General features: G+C 64.1%; 22 protein-coding genes. 11 read left to right on the forward strand and 11 right to left on the reverse strand.

What is annotated here, in order from left to right; all coding sequences use genetic code 11:
- Nucleotides 1–42 precede the first annotated feature (42 nt).
- The 3 genes from ACLBKT_RS00545 to ACLBKT_RS00555 all read left to right on the forward strand — a co-directional run bounded on the left by ACLBKT_RS00545 (nt 43) and on the right by ACLBKT_RS00555 (nt 3,028).
- Nucleotides 43–1,737 (forward strand): bifunctional phosphopantothenoylcysteine decarboxylase/phosphopantothenate synthase, encoded by a 1,695-nt coding sequence (locus tag ACLBKT_RS00545; protein ID WP_410181050.1) that lies wholly within the window; start codon nt 43–45, stop codon nt 1,735–1,737.
- Nucleotides 1,734–2,192, forward strand: coding sequence for a dUTP diphosphatase (dut, locus tag ACLBKT_RS00550; RefSeq protein ID WP_410181051.1), 459 nt, complete (start codon nt 1,734–1,736; stop codon nt 2,190–2,192). Before ACLBKT_RS00545 ends, dut begins: the two co-directional genes overlap by 4 nt.
- Nucleotides 2,193–2,320: 128 nt before the next feature.
- The gene (locus ACLBKT_RS00555) at nt 2,321–3,028 is read left to right on the forward strand and encodes an RBBP9/YdeN family alpha/beta hydrolase (protein WP_410181052.1); all 708 of its coding nucleotides are present in this window, start codon (nt 2,321–2,323) and stop codon (nt 3,026–3,028) included.
- A gap of 94 nt (nt 3,029–3,122) precedes the next feature.
- Here the strand turns inward: ACLBKT_RS00555 and ACLBKT_RS00560 are convergent, their stop codons facing one another.
- The 4 genes from ACLBKT_RS00560 to secB all read right to left on the reverse strand — a co-directional run bounded on the left by ACLBKT_RS00560 (nt 3,123) and on the right by secB (nt 7,141).
- Entirely contained in the window at nt 3,123–3,791 is a 669-nt protein-coding gene (locus tag ACLBKT_RS00560; RefSeq protein ID WP_410181053.1) for a DUF4136 domain-containing protein, read from the reverse strand.
- 134 nt (nt 3,792–3,925) lie between these two features.
- Nucleotides 3,926–4,945 carry a tryptophan--tRNA ligase gene (gene trpS / locus ACLBKT_RS00565; RefSeq protein WP_410181054.1) on the reverse strand — a complete coding sequence of 340 codons (1,020 nt, stop codon included), beginning with the start codon at nt 4,943–4,945 and terminating at the stop codon, nt 3,926–3,928.
- 1 nt (nt 4,946) lies between these two features.
- A complete protein-coding gene (gene murJ / locus ACLBKT_RS00570) occupies nt 4,947–6,566 on the reverse strand; it encodes a murein biosynthesis integral membrane protein MurJ (protein WP_410181055.1) in 1,620 nt (539 codons plus the stop codon).
- 29 nt (nt 6,567–6,595) lie between these two features.
- Nucleotides 6,596–7,141 (reverse strand): protein-export chaperone SecB, encoded by a 546-nt coding sequence (gene secB / locus ACLBKT_RS00575; protein WP_410181056.1) that lies wholly within the window; start codon nt 7,139–7,141, stop codon nt 6,596–6,598.
- Nucleotides 7,142–7,436: 295 nt separating this feature from the next.
- Between secB and ACLBKT_RS00580 the strand changes: the two genes are divergently transcribed.
- The 5 genes from ACLBKT_RS00580 to ACLBKT_RS00600 all read left to right on the forward strand — a co-directional run bounded on the left by ACLBKT_RS00580 (nt 7,437) and on the right by ACLBKT_RS00600 (nt 11,530).
- On the forward strand, nt 7,437–8,066 hold the full coding sequence (locus tag ACLBKT_RS00580; RefSeq protein WP_410183621.1) for a Tim44/TimA family putative adaptor protein: 630 nt from the start codon (nt 7,437–7,439) through the stop codon (nt 8,064–8,066).
- Nucleotides 8,067–8,102: 36 nt separating this feature from the next.
- Entirely contained in the window at nt 8,103–9,311 is a 1,209-nt protein-coding gene (locus tag ACLBKT_RS00585; RefSeq protein WP_410181057.1) for a murein transglycosylase A, read from the forward strand.
- Complete coding sequence (locus ACLBKT_RS00590; protein ID WP_410181058.1) at nt 9,308–9,889, forward strand: Smr/MutS family protein; 582 nt, start codon at nt 9,308–9,310, stop codon at nt 9,887–9,889. Before ACLBKT_RS00585 ends, ACLBKT_RS00590 begins: the two co-directional genes overlap by 4 nt.
- A 70-nt stretch (nt 9,890–9,959) precedes the next feature.
- The gene (locus ACLBKT_RS00595) at nt 9,960–11,183 is read left to right on the forward strand and encodes a molybdopterin-dependent oxidoreductase (RefSeq protein ID WP_410181059.1); all 1,224 of its coding nucleotides are present in this window, start codon (nt 9,960–9,962) and stop codon (nt 11,181–11,183) included.
- Complete coding sequence (locus ACLBKT_RS00600) at nt 11,180–11,530, forward strand: cytochrome c (protein ID WP_410181060.1); 351 nt, start codon at nt 11,180–11,182, stop codon at nt 11,528–11,530. Before ACLBKT_RS00595 ends, ACLBKT_RS00600 begins: the two co-directional genes overlap by 4 nt.
- 160 nt (nt 11,531–11,690) lie before the next feature.
- Here ACLBKT_RS00600 and ACLBKT_RS00605 read toward each other — a convergent pair whose 3' ends face one another.
- Genes ACLBKT_RS00605 through ACLBKT_RS00620 form a run of 4 tightly spaced genes read right to left on the reverse strand, consistent with a single transcriptional unit; the run spans nt 11,691 to nt 14,303 of the window.
- On the reverse strand, nt 11,691–12,755 hold the full coding sequence (locus ACLBKT_RS00605) for a TIGR03032 family protein (protein ID WP_410181061.1): 1,065 nt from the start codon (nt 12,753–12,755) through the stop codon (nt 11,691–11,693).
- The gene (locus ACLBKT_RS00610; protein WP_410181062.1) at nt 12,752–13,276 is read right to left on the reverse strand and encodes a phage tail protein; all 525 of its coding nucleotides are present in this window, start codon (nt 13,274–13,276) and stop codon (nt 12,752–12,754) included. Before ACLBKT_RS00610 ends, ACLBKT_RS00605 begins: the two co-directional genes overlap by 4 nt.
- Nucleotides 13,277–13,291: 15 nt before the next feature.
- A complete protein-coding gene (locus ACLBKT_RS00615) occupies nt 13,292–13,795 on the reverse strand; it encodes a phage tail protein (protein WP_410181063.1) in 504 nt (167 codons plus the stop codon).
- Nucleotides 13,796–13,805: 10 nt separating this feature from the next.
- Nucleotides 13,806–14,303 carry a phage tail protein gene (locus ACLBKT_RS00620; RefSeq protein WP_410181064.1) on the reverse strand — a complete coding sequence of 166 codons (498 nt, stop codon included), beginning with the start codon at nt 14,301–14,303 and terminating at the stop codon, nt 13,806–13,808.
- 199 nt (nt 14,304–14,502) lie between these two features.
- Here ACLBKT_RS00620 and ACLBKT_RS00625 point away from each other — a divergent pair, with 199 nt between their 5' ends.
- Nucleotides 14,503–14,943 (forward strand): hypothetical protein, encoded by a 441-nt coding sequence (locus tag ACLBKT_RS00625; protein ID WP_410181065.1) that lies wholly within the window; start codon nt 14,503–14,505, stop codon nt 14,941–14,943.
- A 4-nt stretch (nt 14,944–14,947) separates the two neighbouring features.
- Nucleotides 14,948–15,457, forward strand: coding sequence for an N-acetyltransferase family protein (locus ACLBKT_RS00630; RefSeq protein WP_410181066.1), 510 nt, complete (start codon nt 14,948–14,950; stop codon nt 15,455–15,457).
- Here the strand turns inward: ACLBKT_RS00630 and ACLBKT_RS00635 are convergent.
- On the reverse strand, nt 15,450–15,746 hold the full coding sequence (locus ACLBKT_RS00635) for a DUF6916 family protein (RefSeq protein ID WP_410181067.1): 297 nt from the start codon (nt 15,744–15,746) through the stop codon (nt 15,450–15,452). The two genes, ACLBKT_RS00630 and ACLBKT_RS00635, sit on opposite strands and share 8 nt — an antisense overlap.
- Nucleotides 15,747–15,770: 24 nt before the next feature.
- Entirely contained in the window at nt 15,771–25,325 is a 9,555-nt protein-coding gene (locus ACLBKT_RS00640) for a tandem-95 repeat protein (protein ID WP_410181068.1), read from the reverse strand.
- 189 nt (nt 25,326–25,514) lie between these two features.
- On the opposite strand from ACLBKT_RS00640, the gene ACLBKT_RS00645 reads away from it, so the two are divergent.
- Nucleotides 25,515–25,907, forward strand: coding sequence for a hypothetical protein (locus tag ACLBKT_RS00645; RefSeq protein ID WP_410183708.1), 393 nt, complete (start codon nt 25,515–25,517; stop codon nt 25,905–25,907).
- On the opposite strand, the gene ACLBKT_RS00650 is transcribed toward ACLBKT_RS00645, so the two are convergent.
- The gene (locus ACLBKT_RS00650; protein WP_410181069.1) at nt 25,833–26,030 is read right to left on the reverse strand and encodes a helix-turn-helix transcriptional regulator; all 198 of its coding nucleotides are present in this window, start codon (nt 26,028–26,030) and stop codon (nt 25,833–25,835) included. The two genes, ACLBKT_RS00645 and ACLBKT_RS00650, sit on opposite strands and share 75 nt — an antisense overlap.

Below are 26,030 nucleotides of genomic sequence, written 5' to 3' on the forward strand. Positions count from 1 at the left end.
TGGCTGGCACCCTACAGCGAGGCGCGAGAGGCGAGAGGCAAGATGAGCACACAGGAGGCGAAAGCGGGCAAACACCCTCGCATCCTGCTGGTCGTGGGTGGCGGAATCGCGGCCTACAAGGCCTGCGAACTGGTGCGCCTGATCCGCAAGGGCGGCGGCGATGTCACCTGCGTCGTCACCAAGGGCGGGCAGCAATTCGTCACCCCCATGTCGCTGGCCGCATTGTCCGAGAATCAGGTCTATACCAACCTGTTCGACCTCAGGAACGAGGCCGAGATGGGCCATATCCAGCTTTCGCGCGAGGCGGATCTGGTGGTGGTCTGTCCGGCGACTGCCGACCTGCTCGCCAAGATGGCGACCGGCATCGCGGATGATCTCGCGACCACTCTGATCCTCGCCACGGACAAGCCGGTGATGGCTGTGCCTGCCATGAACGTGCGGATGTGGGAGCATGAGGCGACCCAGCGCAACATCGCCTTGCTCAAGGCGGCAGGCGTCACGGTGCTGAACCCCGATGAAGGTCCGATGGCCTGCGGGGAGTTCGGCTATGGCCGCCTGCCCGAGCCTGAGGCGATCTGGCACGCGATTGCTGCGCATTTCGGCATGGACGTGCCCGAACCGCAATTGCTCGAACCGCCGGCGCGCCGCCTTGCGCCGCCGACATTCGAAGTCGAAGCGCTTGAGCCTGAGGAAGAGGACGATGGCAGCGCCGCCATGCCCGCAGGCGGGCTCGGCGGGTTTTTCTCGCGCATCATCCCGCGCTCCACGGCGAAGCGCAGCCATGACGAGATCGAAGCCGAATACGAAGACCTGCCCGCTTTCGACTCGGAAGAATTCCTGCTGCCCGAAGAAGAAGACCCCGCGCCCGAATTCGCGCCGGATTTTGGCGGGCCGCTGCTCGCGCGCAAGGGCAAGGCCGTTTCCGCACCGCCCGTCGATTTCGGGGCGATCAATCACGAAGTCGATGAGCGCAAGGCTCCGCCCGAATCCGAATTTCTGGCACCCGAAGTGCCCGAGGAGATCGAAGCCGATCTTGGCGAGGTGACCGAAGGGGGCGATTTCGGGGTTGCCGGTTCGCATCGACCGCTCGTCGGACGGCATGTGCTGGTCACCGCCGGGCCGACGTGGGAAGCGATCGATCCGGTGCGTTATATCGCCAACCGTTCGAGCGGGAAGCAGGGCTTTGCCATCGCCGCCGCTGCGGCTGCGCTGGGCGCGCGGGTGACCTTGGTGACCGGGCCGGTGGCGCTCAAGACGCCTGCCGGTGTACGCCGCATCGATGTCGAAAGCGCCCGCGATATGGCCGAAGCGGTCAGGCGCTCGCTCCCTGCTGACGTTGCGGTGATGGTCGCTGCGGTCGCGGACTGGCGGCCCAAGGAATATCGCAGCGAGAAGATCAAGAAGCGCGGCGATGCGCCTCCTGCGCTGATGCTGACCGAAAACCCTGACATCCTCTCCAATGTCGCAGGTGGCACCCGGCGTCCGGCGCTGGTGATCGGCTTTGCGGCAGAGACCGACAACGTGCTCGAAAACGCGAAGGTCAAGCGCAAGCGCAAGGGCGCTGACTGGATCGTCGCCAATGACGTGAGTGGCGATGTGATGGGCGGGGACCGTAACCGCGTCACGATCGTCAGCGGAGACGGGATCGAGGTGCTCGACGAGATGCCCAAGAGCGCCGTGGCGATGGCGCTGGCCGAACGCATTGCGGCGGTGTTCCGGGTGGAAGCGGCCGAATGACCTCACCCATCACGGTTGAAGTGAAGCGCCTGCCACACGGCGCAGGCCTGCCGCTGCCCGCCTATGCCACAAGCGGCGCGGCTGGCATGGACGTGGTCAGCGCCGAGGATGTCACCATCGCTCCGGGCGCGCGCCATGCGGTGGCGACCGGCCTCGCGCTGGCGATCCCCGCTGGCTACGAAATTCAGGTGCGCCCCCGTTCTGGGCTGGCGCTCAAGCATGGGATCACCGTCCCCAACACCCCCGGCACGATCGACAGCGATTATCGCGGCGAGCTGAAGGTGATCCTGATCAACCTTGGACCCGATCCTTTCGCTATCGCCCGCGGCGACCGGGTGGCGCAACTGGTGCTCGCGCCGGTGGTGCAGGCGGCGTGGAACGAGGTTGCGGACCTCGACGCGACCGAACGTGGCGAGGGCGGCTTCGGCTCGACCGGAGGGCACGCGGCGCTCTGAGCGCTTCGCCGCAAAAAACTGGAGGTTCGCCGCCAGCTACTTGTCAATCAAAATGGTTGAGTTATTTTGGTCCATGTCGGACCATACCAATGGACGGCCGTTTACGCCCCCCTTCACAGGAGCAGAAAATGGCCCATCAACTTGAACTCGACGCTGACCGGCTGCGCGATGATCCGCTGATCCTCATCATCCCGGGCCTCAACAACAGCAATGAACATCACTGGCAGACCCGGTGGGAAGCGACCATTCCCGATTGCGAGCGGGTGGACCTCGGCATGTGGGATGATCCGCATCGCAACACCTGGGTCAACAAGATCAATCTCGCGGTGCACCGGGCGCAGCGGCCGGTGATCCTGGTGGCGCACAGCCTCGGCTGCCTCGCGGTGGCGTGGTGGGCGGAGTATGAGCAGCCGTCGCAGGGCAATCCCGTGGTCGGCGCGCTGCTGGTCGCACCGCCCGATGTGGAGCGCGAGGGTGTAGACTCGCGGCTCGCCCGTTTCTCCCCCGCGCCGCGCCGCGCACTGCCGTTTCCCGCCTTCCTCGCCGCCAGCGAGAATGACCATTACTGCCAGCTGCGCGTGGCGCGCGGGCTGGCTGCCGATTGGGGCGCGTGCTTTGCCTATGCGGGTTCGATCGGACACATCAATGCCGAGAGCCGGATCGGCGATTGGGAATTCGGCCAGCTTCTGCTCGCCCAGCTGATCCGGGAGCATCGCAACCGGACGCAAGGCAGCGCGGTGATCGGCGCAGGCCGGGAGCGGCGGGTCAGCCCGCGCTTTACCCGCCTGCCCTGGGTTCACACCGGGATCGGGCAGCCGCAGACCACTGAGTTGTAAAGCGCCAAAACCAGACACAAAAAAAGGCGGCGCGATCCCCTGCGCCGCCTTCTCTTTTCCCGTCCAAGGGTCTCTTGCGTGTAGCCTTACACCATCAATCGGTGGGGCGCACGGTCTTTTCGTCATCGCGGATGGTGATCCGCAGGGTTTCACCCGAATTGCCGGGGAAACCGGTGAACATCGCGTCCACCAGATTGGGAACGAGGCGCGGCAGGCGGTTCGAGCGCGAGACCGCTTCGGCCTTGCCCTCGAACAAGCGTTGGCCATCGGCGGCGCGGTCGATCTTCAGATCAATGCCGCTGGTATAGATGGTGTAGCTGCGCACGTCCGGGCCGCCGAAGAACGGATCGTTGAAGCCGAAGCCCCAGCCGCCGCCGCCCCAGCCGCCCCACCGGCCCCACGGGCCAAAGCCCGCTGCGCCGACACCGTTGAAATCGGTGCGGACCCGTTCACGACCACCATCAACACGGTAGTCGAAGCGTACCAGCAGATCCGCGCTTTCAGGCGTGGCCGCGCGGGTGTAACCCAATTCCTGCATCTCGGCAGCGACCGCGTTGGCATAGGTGGCAAATTCAAGCCCCCCCGCCAGCTTGGGATCTTCCGGCACGACCGCGAAGGATTGGCCCTGCGGCGCAGGCAAGGGCGCGGCAAAGCGCGACACATCCGCCTTGAACGGGGTGGTGCAGGCCGACAGCCCTACCGCGAGGGCAAGCGGAAGCGCAAAGCGGGTCAGAGATTTGATCGAAGACATAGGAGACAACATGACACAACCCTTGTCTGGTTTCCATTGCAATGAGAGCAATGGTGTTAGCGTGGGATACCATATTGCATGGGCATGAACGACGATTGAACATTCGCCGTGACTGCGCCTCGGCTCATCGCAAATCGGCTGTAAAATCAGTGTCGCACCAGCCCCAGCGCTCGGTAAGCGGCGTCGAGTGTCGGCTTGCCGCGTTCGCGCGCCTTGGCAGCGCCGCGCGCGAGGATCGCATCGAGCGCTTCGCTGTCGTCCTTGAGCGCCACGAAGCGGTCACGGATCGGGCCGAGCTTGGCAACCAGCAGGTCAGCCAGCGCGGGTTTGAACGCGCCGAAACCCTGCCCGCCAAACTGCGTGAGCACCTCGGCCGCCGATTGCCCGGCGAGCGCGGCGTAGATGCCGACCAGATTGCGCGCCTCGGGCCGGTCAGCCAGCCCGGCTTCCTCGGACGGCAGCGGTTCGGGATCGGTCTTGGCCTTCTTCACCTTCTGCGCCATCGTGTCGGCGTCATCGGACAGGTTGATGCGGCTCATGTCGCTGGGATCGGACTTCGACATCTTCGCCGAACCGTCGCGCAACGACATGATCCGCGCCGCTTCCTTCGGGATGATCGGATCGGGCAGGGTGAAGATCGGCGCGTCTTCGGTGCCGAAGTCGTTGTTGAACTTCTGTGCGATGTCGCGGGCCAGTTCCAGATGCTGCTTCTGATCCTCGCCCACGGGCACATGGGTCGCCTGATAGAGCAGCACGTCGGCGGCTTGCAGAACCGGGTAGGTGAACAGCGCGACCGACTGGCCCTCGCGGTTCTTGCCCGCCTTGTCCTTCCACTGCGTCATGCGATTGAGCCAGCCCATGCGTGCGGTACCGTTGAGCAGCCATTGCAGCTCGGGATGCAGCGGGACTTGCGCCTGGTTGAACAGGATCGCCTTGTCGGGATCGAGCCCGCAGGCCACCAGCGTCGCCACCAGTTCCAGGGTCGAGGACCGCAGCTCGGCCGGATCATGCGCCATCGACAGCGCGTGAAGATCGGCGATGAAGATCAGGCATTCGCCGCCCGCCGCATGGGCATCATCCTGCAAGGCGACGTAGTTGCGGATCGCCCCCAGATAATTGCCGAGATGGGGCTTGCCCGTGGGTTGGATGCCGGAAACGACGCGCATGTCACTCAACCTCTAGTATCTTGTCATCGGCCTTTGTTCGGGCCGGCTTCCTGCGCCGTAGCTGGGCGAGGAGGTCCTTGTCGAGCGCGCCGAACACAAACGCAGCGGCAAAGAACACCGCACCGCCTGCGGCAACAAGCACACCAAGCGACCAGATGCGCTCGATCAGGCTTGCGCCATAGCGGTCCGCCATCAACGGCATAAGGTACCACAGCACCCCGGTCATCGCGCCCGTCGCCAGCAATTGCCGCGCGACCCGGCTGACCAGCTTGGGGGTGAAGTGGAACCACCCGCGGCGGTGGAGGATGATGTAGAGCAGCACGCAATTGAGACTGGCCGAGGCGGCGGTTGCCGCCGCCAGCCCGACAATCCCGAAGCGGCTCACCACATACAAGTTGAGCGCGACGTTGAAGATCAGCGAAACGAGCGCCGTCCACACCGGGGTGCGGGTATCCTCACGGGCGAAAAAGCCGGGGTTCAGCACCTTGACGATGACATACGCGGGAAGGCCCGCAACCAGCGCGACCACGATCTGCGCCATCAATGCGCCATCGGTGGTGGTGAACTTGCCGCCCACGAAGAATGCGGTGCAGAACGCCGGTGCGCACACCGCCAGCGCCGCTGCGGCGGGCAGGGTCAGCAAGGTCGCGATTTCAAACGCATTGCCTTGCAAGCGCTGCGCCTCCGCCTTGTCGCCGGTATGGATGTGGCGGCTCAGCATCGGCAGAATCGCCGTGCCCAGCGCGATCCCGACGATCCCAAGCGGCATCTGGTTCAAGCGGTCGGCCAGCTTCAGCAAGGTCAACGAGCCCTGCGGCAGGGATGTGGCAAAGAACGTGTCGACCAACTGGCTGATCTGGTAAATCCCCGCGCCGAATGTCGCCGGCAGGATCAGCAGGCCGAGCCGCTTCACCTCGGGCGTGAAGCGCGGTAGCTGCACTTTCAGCGTCACGCCCGCGCGGCGGGTCTCCCACGCCAGATAAAGCAGCTGCGCAAAGCCGGATAAGGAGACCGATGCGGCCAGCACGTGGACCACCACCACATCATCGCCGCTCGTTCCGCGCCAATAGTCGCCGAGCAAGATGCCGGTGATCAGAAAGATGTTGAGCAGAACCGGTGCCACCGCTCCGGGTCCAAAGCGTGACCGGGCGTTGAGCAAGCCCGATAGCATGGCGACCAGACTGATGAAAAACAGATAGGGGAAGGTGACCCGGCTGAGGAATACCGAAAGCTCGAACTTGCCCGGAACGTCGCCATATTCGCTCGCCAGCGCCCAGACGATCGCGGGCATGAACACCATGCAGATGCCGCTGAAGGCGAGCAGCACCCATACGAACACACTCAGCACATCATCGGCGAACTTGGTCGCGGCCTCCTCACTGCCCGGCTCGCCATCGCGGCCATGCAGCGCGCGGCTGTAGAGCGGGACAAAAGCGACGCTGAATGCGCCTTCCGCGAACAGCCGGCGGAAGGTGTTGGGCAGGGTGAAGGCCAACTGGAACGCGTCAGCCGCCATCCCCGCGCCCAGCACGCGAGCGAGAAGGATGTCGCGGGCAAAGCCGAACACCCGGCTTACCGCCGTCAGCCCGCCAATGGTGCCGACGTTTCTAAGCAGGCTCATGGCTGGCCGCGACCACTTTGGTCAGGATGTCAGGCGTTGCCCGTCACCGGGGAAATCGGCTTGCCCCCGGCAGCCTCTTCAGCCCGGCGCGCGGCGAGCTGCTGCGCATAGAGCCCGTTGAAGTCGACCGGATCGACCATCAGCGGCGGGAACCCGGCATCGCGCACGGCATCGGCCACGACGCGGCGGGCGAAGGGGAACAGCAGGCGCGGCGCTTCGGCATAGAGGAAGGCGTGGGCCTGCTCCTCGGGCACATTGCGCATGCCGACGAGGCCGGAATAGGCGAGATCGACGATATACATCGTCCCGCGCTGCGAGGCGGCGGTCAGCGTCAGCTTCAGCGTCACTTCATGCACATCGGTGCCGATCGGCTCGGCCCCGATATTGAACTGCACGTCGATCTGCGGCGGCTCGGCCCACTGGAACACGTCCGGCGCGCTGGGATTTTCGACCGAGAGGTCCTTCACATATTGCGTGATGATCCCGACCGCGGGCAGCGTGTCTTCCCCGTTGGGCTGCGGCCCGTCGCCGTTCATGGTGTCGAGATTGGTGAGGACGCCTTCTTCGTCGGACATGGTGTCACTGGTCTTTCAAAATGGGTAACAGGATGTGCGCCTGACGCACGCATTGCTTGCGAAGGCCGCTCCGGCGTGCGCCTAGCAGGGGCGCGGGCCGCCCGCAACCGCAGGTGCGCGCGGCGGATAGGGTGAAAGATTCAACCCGGACAGCAACCGATTGGGCGTTGGCGAATTGTAATCGATACCCATTTAAGGCAGTGTAGGCGTCCTTGGGGCAAGCTGCGCCGTAGTTGAGTGATTGCCCTGTACGAAGATCGGAAGTGTTGCTGTGCTCGAAATCGTTCTCCTCGCCATGGTCGCCGCGTTCCTCGGCCTGCGCCTCTACTCGGTGCTCGGACGCCGGGCGGAGCAGGAAGAAGAGCCCGCGGTGCAGCGCTTCGACTCGGACGACAAGCCCGTCGGGATCCGCCCCGCTGCGATGCCGGCGGCCGTGGCCCCGCCGCGCCCGGTCGAGCTTGAAGGCGTGATGCCCGCGGTTGAGCGCGGGCTGCGCGAAATCGCCGCGGCTGACAGCAAGTTCAACCTCGCCCAGTTCCTCGAAGGCGCACGCGGTGCCTATCGCATGACGCTCGAAGCTTTCTGGAAGGGCGACCGTGAGACTCTGCGCGAATTGTGCGACGATGATGTCTATGCAGGCTTCGTCGCCGCGATCGATGCGCGCGAGGCAGCGGGCGAAACGATGGACAACACGCTGATCCGGCTTGAGGAGGTCCGCATCCATTCGGCCTCGCTCGACGGCAGGATGGCTCGGATTGCGCTGCTCTTTGTTGCCGATATCGCCGCTGTCACCCGCGACAAGGAAGGCACTGTCGTCGCCGGGTCGCTGGATGATGCGGTCGAAAGCCGCGACGTGTGGACCTTCTCGCGCAACATCACCGCGCGCGATCCCAACTGGCTGCTCGACGAAACCGACGAAGGCTGACCCGGGGGCTTGATGCCCCGTCCCGAGGAATCTGTAATGCGGCTGCTGCTTGGCCTTGCGATGCTGTTGGCGCTGGCGGGTTGTGGGCGGGTAATCCCGCAAGGGAGCGTGCCGCCGCCTGTGGTCAGCGCGCCCGTCACCCCCGCCGCCCCCGTCGCCTCTGCGGCTGCCAATGCAGTTCTGGCGGGCGTGGCGCTCGGACCGACTCTGGCGGCGCTGTCGGTCAATGATGCCGATGCGCGCGGCGCCTTGACGAGCTTCATCGAATCCTGCCCGCGCCTGCTTACCCGCGAGGATGCCAGCGGTCTGACCCGGCGCGAGGACTGGCGCGGGGTCTGCGATGCGGCCCGCGGGATCGCGCCTGAGCGGGCGCGCAGCTTTTTCGCCGAGCAATTCACCGCCGTGCAGATCGGCGACGGGAAGGCCTTTGCCACCGGCTATTTCGAGTCCGAGATTGCCGGCAGCCGCACGCGTCGCGCGGGCTTTGAGGTCCCCGTCTATGCCATGCCGTCCGATCTGGTGCGCGGCTGGCCCGACGATGTGCCCGCCTCCGAACGCACCGGTCGCCCGCCCTTGGGACGCTATGACGAGCAGGGCCGCTTCGTGCTCTACCACGACCGCGCAGCGATTGAGGACGGGGCCCTGATGGGCAAGGCGCCGATCATCGCCTGGGCGGCCGATCCGGTCGAGTTCTTCTTTCTCCAGATTCAGGGCTCCGGCCGCCTGCGCACGCCAGAGGGCGAGGTCATCCGCATCGGCTATGCCGGGCAGAACGGGCGCGAATATGTCGGCATCGGCGGCGTGATGCGGGAGCGCGGGTTGCTGGGTGAAGGGCCGGGCAAGTACTCCGGCTCGATGCAGGGGATCATGGCCTATATCCGCCAGAACCCGCGCGAGGGGCGTGATCTGATGCGGCTCAACAAGAGCTGGATCTTCTTCACCGAGCTGAAGGGTGATGGTCCGCTGGGCGCTTTGGGTGTGCCGGTGCGGCGTGAGTCATCGGTTGCGGCCGACCCGGCCTATGTCCCGCTCGGCGCGCCGGTATGGCTCGGGCTCGACCGGGCCGAGGCGAACGGCTTGTGGATCGCGCAGGACACCGGCGGGGCGATCAAGGGTGCGAACCGCTTCGATACGTTCTGGGGTGCGGGCGAGGAAGCGCGCCGCATTGCTGGCGGGATGAGCGGGCGCGGGCGTGCCTATGTGCTGCTGCCGCGCGCGGCGGCGGCGCGGCTCGGCGCACGATGAGAGCGCCGCGGGGGCTGACCACGGGCGAGCAGGCAGCATGGGCGCATCTGGCTTCGAGCGTGAAGCCACTGCCGGGCAAGAAGCGGCCCGATCCTCCTGCACTTCCCAAGGCGGCAGCACCCGTCCCGGCCAAGATTGCGCCATCAAACAAGCCGGTCAAGCCGCATCCCAAGCCACGCCAGCCTCTCCGCCAGCCCTTGTCTGCGCCGCCGCCCCGGTCTGCGGGAGAGGACGCGGCAGGCCTCGATTCGCATTGGGATCGGCGGGTGAAGGCGGGGCGGCTCGAGCCTGAACTGACGCTCGACCTCCACGGCTACACGCTCGATACGGCCTATGACCGGATCATGGGCGGGCTCGATCAGGCGCGGCTGATGGGCGCGCGGGTGGTGCTGGTGGTGGCGGGACGCGAACGGCCGGTCGATCCGGCGGACCGCATGGCCAAGCGCGGGGCGATCCGCGCCAAGCTGCTCGACTGGCTCGCCGCGAGCCGCCATGCTGACACCATCACTGCCGTGCGCCGCGCGCACATCCGTCACGGCGGCGAGGGGGCGCTCTACCTGATCCTCAAGCGCCGCTGAGCGCCCGCTGGACGCTGGCGGGATTTGGCCTTAACCCGGCCACGACAGGATCGCGCGTGAGGGAACGGGTGTGACCAAACCGGAAGATGATACAGGTCCGCGCCTGACCCGCCGTGCGCTGATTGCAGGCGCGGGCGGGGCAACGCTGGCGGCACCGCTGCTGGCGCAGGAGTTAGGCCAGATGATCGATCTCGGCCTGCCCGGCGGGCCGAGCCTGCGGCCGCTCACGCCGGCCTTCCCCGGTAAGGGCGAGATGATCGTCCAGCGCATTCGCCCCCCCTTGCTCGAAACGCCGATGGCGGCTTTCAGCGAAGGGACGATCACGCCCAATGATCGCATGTTCGTGCGTTGGAACTGGGACATGCCCACGTCCATCAACGCCGCCGCGCACCGGGTGGCCGTGGGCGGAGCGGTCAAGGCCCCGGTGTCGCTCACCCTCGACGAGATCGCCAGCGCGGGCGAGCATGTCGAGGTCGTCGCGATCAACCAATGCGCAGGCAACGGCCGCGGGTTGTCGGAGCCGCGCGTCACCGGCACCCAGTGGGGCAACGGCGCGATGGGCTGCGCGAAGTGGACCGGCGTCAGGCTCAAGGACGTGCTCGCCAAAGCAGGCGCGGGCGCCGGAGCGACCCGCGTGCGTTTTGCCGGGCTCGATGTGCCGCTGACCGATGGCGCGCCGCAATTCATCAAGTCGATCCCGCTGGATATCGCCATGCGCGATGATGTGCTGGTCGCCTGGGGCATGAATGGGGAGCCGCTGCCGCTGCTCCACGGCTATCCCTTGCGGATCGTGGTGCCCGGCTGGTTCTCGACCTACTGGGTCAAAATGCTTAGCACAATCGAAGTGCTGACCGGGGAGGATGACAGCTATTATGTCGCCAAGTCCTACCGGATGCCCGCCCAGCCGGTTACGCCCGATGACAAGGACTTCCCGACGGTGTCCATCACCACCATGCCGCCGCGCGCCTTCATTACCAGCCATGCCGATGGTGCCGTGGTGGCGCGAGGCAAGCCGCTGACGCTGGAAGGCATTGCGATGGGCGGAGATGCCGCGCTGGCGCGGGTCGATCTGGTCGGCCCGGGGTTGGAACTGCCATGCGTGCTCGGCCCGGATGAAGGCCCCTATGCCTTCCGCCGCTGGTCGGTGACCCTGCCTGCGGTCACGCAAGACCTTGCCGGGATTGGCGTGCGGGCTGCCAATGCCAATGGTGTGGTGCAGCCCGAGACCCTCGTCTGGAACCCCTCGGGCTATGCCCGCAACGTGATCGAACGCATCACTCTGAGGGCGCAATGAGGAGGCGTCTGACCATCTGCGCCGCCGCGCTGGCGCTGGCAGGTTGCGAGAGCGAGCCCGAAGTGACGTTCACCGATGTGGCGATCACGCTGCCTGACGATCCGCTGGACCTGCCGGAAGGCCCCGGACGCGAGGCGGTGCTTGAAAACTGCACCGCCTGCCATTCGCCTTCGACCCTGCTACAACAGCCCAAGGTCAGCGCCGAAAAGTGGCAATCGATCGCCAAGAAGATGATCGAGGTCTACAAGGCACCGGTCGATCCCGATGCGATCCCGCAGATCGCCGCTTACATGGTCGCCGTCCAGGCTGCCGGGGCCGAGCACCAAGAGACCGCGCCGGCACCCTGAGGGATCCGCGCGGGCCATGTCCGCATAAAGCTGGCCGCAGCCTGTTGGCTAGGTCGCAGTTGGGCCTTAGCCGTCTCGGCGGAGAGTCCGATCTTGGCCCCGACACTTGTGCGCCGCTGCCTTGCATGCCGTTTTGGCGCGCAATGCCGGTCTTCCATCGTCAGAAGTTGCCCGCATCGACCTTGATCGTGCGCAGCACCTCCGGCGAGGTGGGTCCGAGGGCTGCTGGCTGGCGGACACCCGGCAGGATCGCCACATCATAGAGCTCTGTCACGATGCCTTCGAAACCGATCGTGTGCATGACGGCGCCGGTCGCAAGGTCGATGAAGTAGAGCCCGGCGCGCGGGTTCATCTTGCGCTGTTCGAGCGCATCATCGAGCGCCAGACCACTGAAAGTCTTGTTGTCGCGCGGCAGCGACAGGCCCACCACCGCGACATTGCCCAGGAACGCCAGCCCGCGCAGGTAGCCCGGACAAAAGGCAATCGGCACAAAGGCGCCGGTCGCAAAGTCGACATGGCCGAACTCGCCGGTGCCGCTGTTGTGCAGATAGAGCGTGCCGGCGTGCCAGCGCGGCGAGTGGGGCATCGAGAGGCCCGAGCAGATGATCTCGTTGCTGGCTATGTCCATGACAAGGCCCTGATCGCGGCGACCATCGCGCCAGCCATCGAAGGTATCTGACGGGCTGACCATCGTGACATAGGCAGGCTTGCCATCGCGCATGGCGAGGCCGTTGAGGTGGCACCGGTCCTCAGGCACCAGTCGCGAAATGAATGGCGGTTTCCAGATCGGTTGAAAGCTGTTGTCGGGATCGGGCCGCGCGAGGTAGTTGAACAGCGTGTTGACGAAAATTGGCGCGCCCTCGTGGTCTACCGCCAGATCATGGATGTCGAGATCGCCGGTAAAGTAGCTGAGGCGCGGCGCAAACAGCGCATCGGCTTGCTTGGGACCAAACCCCCCGGGATCGAGCACATCGCTCATGCGGTAGAGCTGGACATTGCTTGAGACCCACAGATCCCGGGCCCGTCCGGTCTGCGGGTCGGGCTTTACGCCGAGCCCCATGCAGCGGCCAATATTGCGGTTGTAGCTCCAGAATGTGCCGCTGCTATCCAGCCCGAAGAACAGCAGCTTGCCGACCTGATAGGTGGTCACCGCGAGACTGGCGTTCTGCGTGGCCAGCCATGCCTCAAACCCGCGCGACAGATTGACTGAGAATTGCGGCGTCACGTCCTTGGAGGAAAGATGCCTTGGAGCGCGATGATAAAGTACATCGTCAGATAAGGCATCATGTTGTTGTGAGGCGAATCGCCGCCTGCGGGCGCAAGCGTCTCTGGTGCCATCACGGCCGGGGGGCCGCCCGTTGGCGCGTGGGCCGAGCCTCCAACGCTGCGCGCGATCGCGGAGCCGGTGTTGGCAAGCGAGGCGTTTGCCGGAAAACTCATCGCCTGCATTGTGTGTGCGTGCGAAGGTATCTCACTCTGGAGCAGTGACACTGTCCGCGAACCGCCCTGTTCGCCGAGGTCGCGCAGGCTGAGCCCCGGACCCTGGCCAGGCCCCATCACTGCCGATCCTTGCAGGTCCGGCAGGGCAAAGTTCGATTTGCCGTTACCGCCATAGGTTGTTCCAAGCAGTGAAAACAACGCGGTGTTCTGCGACAGCGGCAAGAGTTGACCGTCGCACCAAGCCCATCCCTTCGGAGCGAAATTGAAGGGTACGATCCGAATTTCGGCGACAAATGGATCAGCCATGACAAGCGGTCCTTATCAGGTGGGGGACGGGAAGATCCCGAAGAGCGAGATGATGTAATTGACGCAAACATAGGGCTGCATGTTGTCGTGCGGCTGGCTTCCGCCGACGGGCCCAATGGTCTGCGGCGCGAGCGCGGCAGTTGGTACGCCGTTACGATAGATGGAAATGCTCGAGCCCGAGGCCAGGACGTTGCCCGTAGCCCCGTTTTGCGTTCCGGTCAGGGTGGAAGCGAGCATGGGATGCGAATGCGACGGAATCTGTTGTGTCGTGAGCGTCACCGTTTCCACGCCGCCGGTCTGACCGAGGACGTAGCTGTTGCCCTGATGGATCGGGAGGCGCCCTCGCAGGTCTGGCACCGCAAAGGTGGACTGACCGTCACCGCCGTAGGTTGTGCCGATCAGCTGGAAGAGTGTTTCATACTCGGAGATCGGCAGCAACTGGCCCTCGCACAACGCCCATCCCGCCGGAGAGAAGTTGCCTGCAAAGATCCTGATTTCGCCGACATAGGGCTGGGCCATCGATGCTTCCTCAGCTTGCCGAAGGAAAAATGCCCTGAAGGGCGATGATGTAGCTTACGACGAGAAAGGGTGACCTGTTCTCGTGCGGTTGGCTGCCGCCGACATTGGTAACCGTGGCCGGTGCCAGCGCAACGAGGTTGGCTGGGGCGCCGTAAGCGTTGTTGAACGAGCCGAGCTGGTTGTTGGCCGGGACCACCACGCTCCCATCGGTGGTCGTCATCGACACCGTATGATTGTGTTGCGGCAGTTCGCTCACCGTCAGGGTGTGCACTTCCTCACCCCCTCTCTCACCCAGAGTAAACCCGTTACCCACGTGGATCGGCACCCGCCCGCGCATATCGGGCAGGGCAAAGTTCACGCGCCCGTCACCACCGAATGTGGTTCCAAGCAGAGAGAACAGACCCTGATTCTGATTGATCGGAAGCAACTGGCCATTGCACAAGGCCCACCCTTTCGGCGGGAAAACGAAACTTGCGAGCCTGACTTCGGCAAGAAACGGTTCAGCCATGCAATACCCCCCCTTTCTCGGAAGAATAGGCGACAAGATTGCGGGCATCCAGCAAAATCGCGCGCGCTAGGTTGGCATGATGCGAACACACCGCAATTTTGAGGCCGCGCGGACAAAAATCGCAGGAAGGCCTTGCGAGAATGCGCGAGATGTGCGCTTTCTCTGCACGGCTTGCGGACATTGGGGGGAGCCATCGAACATGTCGGTTTCGCGTAGAACGATTGTTGTCGGTCTTGGCGGTGCGGCGATTGCCACCGGCGGCGCGACGACCTCGATTTTTTCCTTCTTGAGCGTGGCGGATATCCGCAACAAGCTCAGCCCCACGGTGCGAGGGCGCCGGAACGTGGCGCTTGGCCGCGCGCTGTTTGAAGACTGGTCAGTGCAGAAGGGCAGCTTCTTCACACTGGATTCGGGTCAGGTGGTCGAGCTGGTCGATGTCCAGATGTTTCCCAACAAGGAAGGCCGCACCTCCGATCTGCGCCCCGCCGCTTTTGTGACAACATTCGAGGTCCGGCGCGGCGATCCGCTTGCTGAAGAGCGGATCTATGCCCTCGCCCACAGTGAAGGCGGCGAGTTTCCGCTCCTGCTCAATATCGACAAGGGCGGCGCCGGCAAGCGGATCTCGGCTGTCCTCGGCTAACCCCATGGATTTCGCGCTGGAGGCCGCGGCGCTCCTTGGGATTACGTTGCGGCCGATGACGGACGACGATCTGCCATTCCTCGAGGCGCTCTATGCCTCGACCCGTGCGGAAGAGGTAGCCGCTGTCGGCTGGCCGCCGGAAATGCAGCAGGCCTTTCTGCGGCAGCAGCACACCGCGCAGCACGCGCATTACCGGGCGCACTATGCCCAAGCGGCTTGGTGCATCGTCGAACGCGAAGGGGAGGCGATCGGGCGGCTCTACTGGCGCGAGTCCGAAGCGGACATCCACATCATCGATATCTCGCTGGTTCCCCGCAGCCGTGGCACCGGGTTTGGTGAAGCATTGCTGCGCGACATGGCTGCTCACGCCGCGCAGGACGGTCGCGGGCTGTCGATCTTCGTCGAAAAGAACAACCCGGCCCGCTCGCTTTATCAGCGGCTGGGCTTCAAGCCGGTCGAGGATCACGGCGTCTACGACTTCATGCGCCGTCCGCCGCACTCCGCCCTCAGTTGAAGATCGCCTCGTAAACCGTGCCCGCATCGTCCTGCGCGATGGGGACGAGGAAAATCTCCACCGCCAACGCTGTGTTTTCCAGCAGATAGGTGCCTTGCGGATAAAGCGGCTCGCGCGGGCCGCGAAACGCCAGGCGGAACGAGCTGCCAGGCCGCGCCGACAGCCTGAGCGGTTCGACCTGTTCAAGCACCAATTCGAGGCTCCCGCCTTCCAGCTGCATGGAAAAGCGGGCGCCCTCAAAGTCGGCAAAGTCGGCGAGCGTTAAAGCTGCGGGTGTTTCCATCGTCATGAGGTCTGTCCGGCGCGGTAACAATCAGAACACAGGGACATCGACGACCAGCTGGATCGGATTCTGATTGATCGGGTGCAGCATGCCAAGGTCACCCCAGGTGGCGTTTGCGATCCTCTCGGCCACCGAGAATGCCGTATCGTTCCCCGCGCCGATCCCGTGGAGCAGCGTATCGATATCAGAGCCCCCATTCAGAAGCTGTCGGACATAAGAGCCGGTGTTGCCCGCGGGCATCGCGCCATCGCTACCGCCGCTGCCGCCCACAGATGAAGGGATCGCTTCGGGAAGGTTGCGCTCGCCCAGGGCGAGGAAGCCATCCATCACGCCTTCGGCATTGGTGTAGAGATCATCCAAGCCAATGACGTGACCAAGCTCGTGCGCGATAGCGGTAAGCAGGTCGATGCCCTGCGCCGCTGCGCTTCCGGCCAGCGCGGTCAGACCACCGCCGCTCAGGCCGAACTCCTCGTTGGCCAGCGGGGTTGCATCGATGAACCACCCGTAACCGGCCGCATCGCTATCGATGACGATCCCGTCCGCCGTGGTCTGGCCGAGGAACCCGCCGTAGAGGTCCGCCACGCTCAGCTTGACCGCGCGCATCGCCGCAATCTGCGCCTCGCTTGCGCCCGCATCGGACCACAGCTGGACGGCGGCCTCACGAAGCGCCTCCACCGCCGAGAGCGTCGCTGTGACACCGCTGCCTGCGGCTGCGGTGCCCGGCTCAACCATCAATGGCACTGGCAGGACCAAGGCATTGCCGGTGAGGAAGGTTCCAAACGGCGCGGACCCAAACGCGAGGACCGGATCGCTCACGATGAGCGTGTTGCCCTTGTCACCGATCAGGAATGCTTCGATGGCTGGATCGCTGACTCCACCAGGGAACCCGGGCAGGTAAAATTGGGAGTCGAGCGCAGCGTCGTCGAGAACGATCGCTGCGAAAGCGGTCGACGCCCCGGTCATGTTGACCGAATTGTTCGCGATATCGAGACCCAGCAATCCATCATCACTGTCGCCGCCGCCGCCGATCTGCGCATAGATCCCGCCGAAGGCCGCATCGCCCAGCTCGGCGATCGTGTTGTTGCGGATCGTCGCTTCGAGGCGCGCCGTGCCGCTGGCGTCCGGGGCACTGTTTACGCGCAGGATGATGCCGTCACCGTCAACATCGCGGATTGTGTTGCCTTCGATGCGTACGGCGTGGGTGAGATTGCCCGGGCTCGTGGACTTTTCGACGCGCACGGCGATACCAGAGCCGTTGTTGTTGGAACCGGCCGCAGCCTGAGCGTTGTCGTGGATACCATTGGCAGTGCCGATGGTGTTGTTGAGGATCGTGCCAGACATCGTGCCGATCGGCCCCAATGCCTGCGTCAGGATCACCGTGCCCTCGGCGCCCGTGAAGGTGTTGCCCTCGATGTTGTAGGTCACGCCGGGGCCCGCGCCGGTCCCGCCCGAGAGGCCGATCGACACACCGCCGCCGCCCGACACCACATCAGGGTGCTGGTTGGCGAAGGTGTTGTTGCGGATCGTGACGTTCTGTGTCGCGCTGCCGTTCGCTTCGGTCTGGATCAGGTCGCCGCGGCTGCCGGTGAACTGCACCCCGTCAATCAGCACAGTGATGTTGGAGTTGCCCGAGCCATTGATGATGATGCCGTCATTCCCGCTTTCCGTGCCGTTGCGGCCGATCACCGCCTGATTGGTGGCGCTATCGCGGATAGTGAGGTTGAGCGTGCCGGTGCTGTTGTCGATCCGCAGCACATCCTCGTGCCCGTCGGAGAGGCTGTTGCCTTCCAACACCACGGTGCCGGTGAGGCCAGTGAAGCGGATCGCCCCCTCGTCATCGCCTGAGCTGTCGCCAAAGCCACCATCATCGGTGTCGGCGGCGTTGAAGGTCGAATCCCGTAGCGTGAAGTTGTTCACGGTGTTGCCGCGAATGCCGAAGTCACCGAAATTGCCGGTGAAATTGATGTTCGCAAGCGAGATGTTGTTGGTGTTGTCGATGTAGATCCCGATGCCGTCTTCGACCGTTGCGTTGGTGCCACCATCAATCGAGCTGATCGTGCCGCCCGATCCGGCGGTGGTGCCTGTGCCGGTGATATTGAACCCGCCGCTGCCCGCGTTGCGCAGGAATATGCCGGTGGTGGCGGTGCCATTGTTGATCGTGACCGACTGGAAGTTGACGCCCCCGGTGCCAATGGTCACGCCATCGATCTCGACCGCGCGGCCCGAATTGGTGGACACGGTGTTGCCGGTGCCCGAGAGTGTAACGGTGCCGCCGCCGCCATCGACGATAAAGCCGTTGCCGGTGGTCGTCGTGATGTCGAGACCGTCGCCGGTCGGTGTGAACGCCATCGTGGCGCTGTTGTTGGTCAGCGATATGGCGGTGGACGCACCGCTGCTGATCGTGATCTGGCCGCCGAAATTCAACGTGCCCGCGTTGCCATCGGCGACGATACCCGGGCCGCCATTGTCGCTGATATTGCCCGAGAGGGTCACGACACCACCAGTGCGGTCCTGAATTTCGATCCCTGCCGTGGTGCCAGAGCCGTTGTTGCTAAAGCTGCCGCCGTAAGTGATCGTTGCATTGCCGCCCGAACTGGCCGTCCCGCCGCCAGCTGCGCCGATCAGGAAGCCCTGATTGGTCGCCGACTGGATTGTCCCGGTGGTTGCCACGAAGCTGCCGGTAACGCCTTGCAGGTGGACGCCTTCGGAACTCGAGCTGGTTGAGCTGAGGCTATCGAGGCTGACGGCAAGATTGCCGCCCTGATCAATGTCGATCGCTTTGCCCGACCCGCCGACCGAAACACCGGCGATTGTCAGATTGCCGACCGTGTTGTCTCCGTCCTGAATGCCGACGGCGCTGTTTGCGGTGCCGTTGATCGTGAGACCGCGGATCTCGTTGTTGGCGCTGAGCGTGATCCCAGAGGTGCTGTGATTGATCGTCGAATTGGTGGTGACGCCCCCTCCAATCTGGATCCCGTTGACGGTAAACTCGTGCCCGTCACCGAACAGCTTCTGCCCTTCTTCCAGCGTGATGCCGCCGGTGTAGGCGGTACCGGTGTTGGCAAGGAAGATGGTCTGGCCGCTGCCGTCGACGTCGTCATCCGTGGTGCCGTCACCGGTGCCACCATTGAGCGCGGTCAACTGGGTGAAGGGGCGAAGGTAAGATCCGTCCGAGGTGCCATTGGCCCCCGCGTAACTGTTGTCGACATACCACACGAGGCCGTCGACGGTGACGTTGACCGTCCCCGTCGCCGTCGCGCCGTCGGCATCTCGGATGGTGTAGGTGAAACTCGCCGGGCCGGTGTAGCCGGTGGTGGGGGTGAAGGTGATCGAGCCGGCATCAAGAGTGACGGTGCCATTCGTGGCACCGCCTACCGCCGTGAGGGTGATGGCGGTGGTGGGGGTTCCGTCAGGGTCGCTGTCATTGGTGAGCAGGCTCGCCGCGGTGATCGTGATCGGCGTGTTGCCCGTCATCGAGAGGGTGTCAGTCCCCGCGATGGGCACCTCGTTGCGCCCTTCGATCGTGATGGTAACCGTGGCGGTGTCCGTCAGGCTGCCATCCGAGATGGTGTAGGTGAAGCTGTCGGTGCCGGTCTGTCCGGGACGAAGCGCCTCAAACTGGCCATTGGGACTATAGAGATAGGACCCATTGGCCTGCACGACGACCGTGGCGCCCGAGGCCAAAGTGACCAACGAATTTGCAACGAAGGCGCTGCCGTTCACTTGGCTGATCGAAATGCTCGGCCCGTCGACGTCGGTATCGTTGGCCAGAAGCCCGGTGGTAAGCCCAGCCGTGACGAAGACTGATGTGTCCTCATCGGTCGTAACGGCATCATTGACCGCATCAGGGGCATCATTGACCGGCGTGATCGTCAATTTGAACACGTCGTTGGCGGAGAGCGCGCCATCGCTTGCAGTGACCCGGATGTCGAACACGCCGTTGAAGTTGGTCGGCGGTGTGCCGGTAAAGGCGCGCGTGGCCGGATCGAAGCTCAGCCACGAAGGCAGCGCCGCGCCGCTCTCCAGCGCCGCGCTGTAGGTAAGGGTGGCACTGTCGATATCGGTGAAAGCACCGGCAGGAACCGTGAAGTTCACCGCCGTGTCCTCGTCAAATGCCTGATCGGTGATCGGTGTCGCGACCACCGGGGCATCGTTGATGGGGTTCACAGTGATCGTGACCGTGGTGAACGCGCCGAGGCTCGAAGCATCGCGAGGGGCGTACTGGAAGCTGGCAGTGCCGAAGAAATTCGCGTTCGGCGTAAAGACGAAGTCCCCGCCGACAATCGAGAGCACACCGTTCATGGAATTCTGTGCCAAAGCGATAACCAGCGCCTCGTTTTCAGCATCCGTGTCGTTGGCGAGCAGGCTCGCGAAGGTGATGGTAAGAGGCTCGTCCTCGTTCGTCGTGAAGGAGTCTGCAACCGCGACTGGCGGATCGTTGACCGGCGTGATCGTCAGTCTGAAGACGTCGCTGGCGGAGAGCGCGCCATCGCTCGCAGTGACCCGGATATCGAACACGCCGTTGAAGTTGGTCGGCGGCGTGCCGGAGAAGGTGCGCGTAACCGGGTCGAAACTCAGCCACGAAGGCAGATCTCCGCCGCTTTCCAGCGCCGCGCTGTAGGTCAGGCTGGCATTGTCAATGTCGGTGAAAGTACCGGCCGGAACCGTAAAGTTGACCGCCGTGTCTTCGTTGAACGCCTGATCGGTGATCGGTGTTGCGACTAACGGGGCATCGTTGACCGGGTTCACGGTGATCGTGACCGTAGTGACCTGTCCTGTCGCGCTCGAAGCATCGCGAGGGGCGTATTGGAAGCTGGCAGTGCCAAAGAAATTCGCGTTCGGCGTGAAGATCAAATCCGCGCCGACGAGTGAAATCGAACCGTTCACAGGAAGAATTGCGAAAGCGAGGGACAGCGCCTCGTTTTCAGCATCCGTATCGTTGGCGAGCAGGCTCGCGATGGGGATGGTGAGAGGCTCGTCCTCGTTCGTCGAGAAGGCGTCGCCGACCCCGACTGGCGCATCGTTCACTGGGGTCACGTTGATCGTCACCGTCACCGGATCGCCCGAGGCCGTGCCGTCATTGGGTCGATAGGTGAAGCTATCGGTGCCGTTGAAATTCAAGAACGGCGTGTAGTCGAAGCTGCCGTTGGCGTTGAGCGTGAGGCTGCCATTGGCTGGCCCCGTCACCAGCACGGCCGTGAGCGGATCGTTGTCATTGTCAGTGTCGTTGAACAAGACGCCGTTGGCGGCGATCACATTCAGCGCGGTATCTTCGGCCGTAGTATAGGTATCGGCGCTGCCGACCGGCGGATCATTGACGTCGATGACCGTTATCGAAACCGTGGTGGAGCTGGTGAGGCTGCCGTCGCTGATGGTGTAGTCGAAGCTGTCCGAGCCGAAGAAATTGCTGTTGGGCGTGTAGACGAAGGCGCCGGTCGCCGAATTCAGGAGGACTGTGCCATTATTCGGGCCGCGCGTGATGAGCGGCGTGAGAGCATCGCCATCCGGATCGACGTCATTGGTCAAAATGTTACCGTTCAGCGCGGTGTTCTCGTTCATGCTGAAGGTATCGGCAACTGCGGTCGGCGCCTCGTTTACATCGTTCACCAAGAGCGTGTAATTGGCCGAGACGGCGGGCGCGGCGAGGCTGTTATCGGCGACATTGACTGTCACGTTGTAGGCCGACTTGGCCTCGAAGTTGAGCGCCGTGCCCGCTCTCAGGCGCAGCTCGCTGCCCACGACTTCGAAGAATGCGGCATCCGCACCGCTCAGCGTGACAGTGTTCGTGCCCAACGCATCGTCGGTGATCGCGATGTCCGCAACCTTCACGGCTACCCCCGAGGGGCTGTTTTCGTCCCGCGCGTTGAGCCGGTTGTTGAGAACCACTGCGGTGGGCGCGTCGTTCACATCGGTGATGGTGAGCGCGTAGTTCGCAGAGACGGGAACCGATCCCGGAATGGTCAGATCGGCGACATTGACCGTCACCTCGTAGGTGGACTTGGTCTCGAAATCCAAGGCCGTGCCCGCTTTCAATCGCAGCTCGCTGCCGACCACTTCGAAGAAGGCGGCATCCGCGCCGGTCAGCGTGACCGTGTTCGTACCCAACGCATCATCGGTGATCGCGATGTCGGCAACCTTCACGGCCGCCACTGACGGGCTGTTCTCGTCCCGCGCGGTGAGCTGGTTGTCCAGAACCACCGCCGTCGGCGCTTCGTTCTCATTGGCAACGCTGATGGTCACTGCTTGGGTGGAGCTATCTTCGCCGTCGGTGGCGGTGATGATGATCTGGTACTGGTTGTCGCCATTGCCGTCGGCGGGTGCTTCGAAATTGGGCGCGGTTTTGAAGGTCACCACACCCGTGGCGCTGTCGAGGTTGAACAGCGCGGCGTCCGTGCCGGAAAGACTGAACGTGACGGTATCGCCTTCAGCGTCTGTGGCTGCGGCGATGTAAGCGGCGGTCTGGTTCTCGAGGACCGTTGCCGTCGCACCCGACACGATCACCGGCGGATTGTTGACCGTTACCGCAACGCCGAGCTCGGCCAGCAGCCGGGAATTGCCCTGTTCAAACACGTTGTAGGTGACGCCAGCAATGACCTCAGTGCCTGTGCGCACGAAGTCGATCGCGTCGATCTGGTCCCCGGCATTGCCCATGACGATGAGGGTTGTCTTGCCATCGCTGCGGGCATCGCTGAGCCGGGCAATGCCTTGCGCGTCGACGATCAGACGGTTGTTGCCGGTGCCGGTCAGATCAATCGCTTCTATCGAGTCCAGCCTGGGGCCAGGCCTGGTCGTGAGGTCAAGCGTGAGGCCAGCGCCGTCGAGGCTAAGCGTATCGAAGCCATGGCCGCCGCGGATATCGGCAAAGCTGGTCGCCTTGACACCGATCCGGTCATCGCCTGCTCCGCCGCGCACCACATCGCCTGCGCCGATCTTGGTGAAACTGTCGTTCCCGGCCTTGCCGGTAAAAAGATCGGTGCCGGCCGTGCCAGCCAGGCGGACCGAAGCCGTGACCTCGGTTCCGGTATTGCCGCCCAGAATCACATAGCTCTGCCCGGCATCCGCGGCGCTGCCGACATCCGCGAACGGCGCTCCGATGACCAGATCATCGAACCCGTCGCCGTCGAGATCGCCGGCTGAGGCGACGTCAAAGCCCGACTGATCGCGCAGGGCGATGCCATCGATCCGGAACCCGTTGCTGCCATCGAGCCCGGTCAGGTCGAGGTTGGCGCCGAACCCGCCCGCCTTGCCGAGCACCACATAGGCCTCGCCCGCATTGGTGACGGCAGGGTCGCCGTAACGCGCGCCGATGACCAGATCGTCAAACCCGTCGCCGTTAAGGTCCCCGGCGGAGGACACCGCAAAGCCCGCCTGGTCGCCTGCATCAATGCCGCCAATCCGGAAACCCGTGGTACCGTCGAGGCTCGCCAGATCGAGGCTTGGCGCAAAGCCGGCGCCCGAACCAAACACCACATAGCTTGCGCCAGCGGTGCCATCGGCAAAGATCGCGCCGACGACGAGATCATCGAAGCCGTCGCCATTGAGATCGCCGACCGAAGAGACCGCAAAACCGGCATTGTCGCCCGTGGCAATCCCGGTGAGGGCAAAGCCGTTCGTGCCATCGAGGCTGGCAAGGTCGAGGCTTGAGCCAAAGCCACTGGTCTTGCCCAGCAGCACATAGGCAGCGCCTGCGCCGCTGCTCGCCTCTGGCGCACCGATGACGAGGTCATCAATGCCATCGCCGTTGACATCGCCTGCCGCCGCTACCGAAAACCCGCTCTGATCGCCCACTGCGATCCCGTCGATCCGGAATCCGTTGGCGCCATTGAGGTTGGCAAGATCAAGGCTGGCCCCAAAGCCGCTCGCCTTGCCGAAGACGACATAGCTCTCGCCCGCGACCAGCTTGCCATCGGCATCCGCACGGTAGGCACCGATCAGGAGATCTTCAAACCCGTCGCCATTGACATCGCCCGCCGCAGAGACGGCAAAGCCGCTCTCGTCGCCGCTGCCGACCCCGTCGATCCGGAAACCGGTGGCGCCGTTGAGACTGGCCAGATCAAGGTTTGCAGCAAATCCGCCAGCCCTGCCGAACACCACATAGCTCTCGCCAGAGGCCGCGCCACTGGGATCGCCGCCGGGTGCACCGATGATCAGATCCGCCAGGCCATCGCCATTGAGATCGCCGGCTGACGATACGGAAAAGCCGCTATTGTCGAACGCATCGATTCCGTTAATCGCAAAGCCATTGCTGCCATCGAGGCTGGCGAGGTCAAAGCTGGTTCCAAAGCCGCCGGCCTTGCCGAACACGACATAGCTGGTGCCGGCAAAGCTCTTGCCGTCCGGGTCAGCGCCGTAGGCACCGATGATCAGGTCATCGAACCCGTCACCGTTGACATCGCCGCCCGAGGACACCGAGCGGCCAGCGAGGTCGCCAGGCGCAAGGCCGGGAATGACAAAGCCCAGGCTGCCATCGAGCTCCGCCAGATCGATCACCGGGTTGGTATCCGGCGCGCCGAGCTGCTGGGGTGTGTTGGTGATGACCAGATCATCCAGCACGATCTGCCCGGTCGCGGTATCGAGGCGGAGCAGGCGTTGGTCCGTGCCGAACAGCAGGATCACCCCGCCCGGGCTGACCGGGATGCTGACCCGGGTATCGCCGCCTTCGATGATCACAATGCTGCCGACCCGGACCACCGTGTAGGTGCTGGCGACTTGATCGAACCCGATGGTGTCATCACCGCCGGTAAAGCCACCGCGGATCGCGACGTCTCCGCCGGTGATGGTGAAGGTCTCGGCATCGAAGCTGGTGCCGAACACATCGACATTGCCGTCGACGATGACCGGCGATCCTTCGGCGACGATCAGCCGCCCGCGCGCAGCGGGATCCGCAAGGTCAGGCAGCGGCCCCGGTTCAGCCGGCGCGGTGATCGCTGCGGCCGCGTTGCTTGCGACCTGGCTGCCGATCTGCACATTGCCACCCACGATCGCCAGCGTGCGCGGCCCATCGGCGAACACCACATTGATGCCGGTCGGGCTCACCGGAATGCTGACCCGCGTGTCGCCGTCGGCAATCTCGACGCGCGAGCCCACCCGGGTGATGGCGTAGGCGCTCGCATCGCCAGCAAAGCGGATGATGTCATCTCCGCCCGGCGCACCGCTTAGCGTGATCGTGCCGGGCGCATCGATGATCGTGATGTCCTGAAAACCCGAGGTCAGGAACACCGCGGTGGTCCCGCCGATCCCACCGGCAAAGCCATCAGGCGCAATCAGCCTCGCCGCCACGCTGCGGTCGCCAACGCTCACGTTCAGGGTCTGCGTATCGGTCAAGCTGCCATCGCTGGCGCTGACGATCACTTCGTAGAGATTATCACCATCGCTGTCGGCAGGCTGCTCAAAGTCCGGTGCCGCCACAAAGCTCAGCTGACCGGTCACCGGGTTGATCGCGAAGCGGCCCGCATCCGCGCCGCCAGTGATAGCATAGGTGATGGTGACCCCCGCCGCACCACTCGCCACAACCTGCGTAACCACAGTTTGGCCCTCGGCAATGGCAACCGTGCCAAGAGCGCCGCCGCCGTTCGATGTGATCATATTTCCCCCAAGAATTCTATCGCGGCCGTTGCCTCTGCCAAGGACTCAGCACCACTCGCCGACAAAGGATCGGATAGGTGTATTACTATCTAAGTTTTCGGCAAAATCTAAAACTTTCTTGGTCAACGAAGTACGTTAAGTGTTGAGGTGTGTTCGCACGATGGCGATGGGGACGCTCATGCGCCAGGAGTGCCTGGCTATCTGCGTTCCGGCCATGAATGCCGCGAGCGCGGCTTTGCCATCGGGCGCGTGAAAGCCCTCGGCTCCGGCGGCGACGAAAGCAGCTTTCGCGTTCGCTCATGGGTCCGTGATGCGTTGCTGATGCTCGCAAAGGTCGAAGTGCGGGTCAAACTCTGGCGAAGCGCGATCCATGCCAAGATCGAGTTCGGCAGCTCGCCGGAATGCATCTGTTGCAGCGGGAGGTTGATGCGAAAAAAGCCTGCCGCCGTCCGACTAAAGGCCAGTCTGCAAGCCAGATCAGGCCGGCAGGATCGCTTGTCCGCGCTGTCAGGTCGCCAAGCGACCCCAGCGATTGATAGCGGCGTGGTGCCATCCTGCTGCGTGAACGCTGATCCTCACTAGGCACGGGAATGTGCCATCGGCTAACTTGCGATAGACTGTCGAGCGCGGCAGTCCTGCGCGGCCGAGCACGGTCCGAAGGCAGATGATCCTGTCGGTTGCGTTTGTCACGAGACTGGCCTCCAT

It is taken from the genome of Erythrobacter sp. W302b (assembly GCF_046452395.1).
GTDB lineage: Bacteria > Pseudomonadota > Alphaproteobacteria > Sphingomonadales > Sphingomonadaceae > Erythrobacter.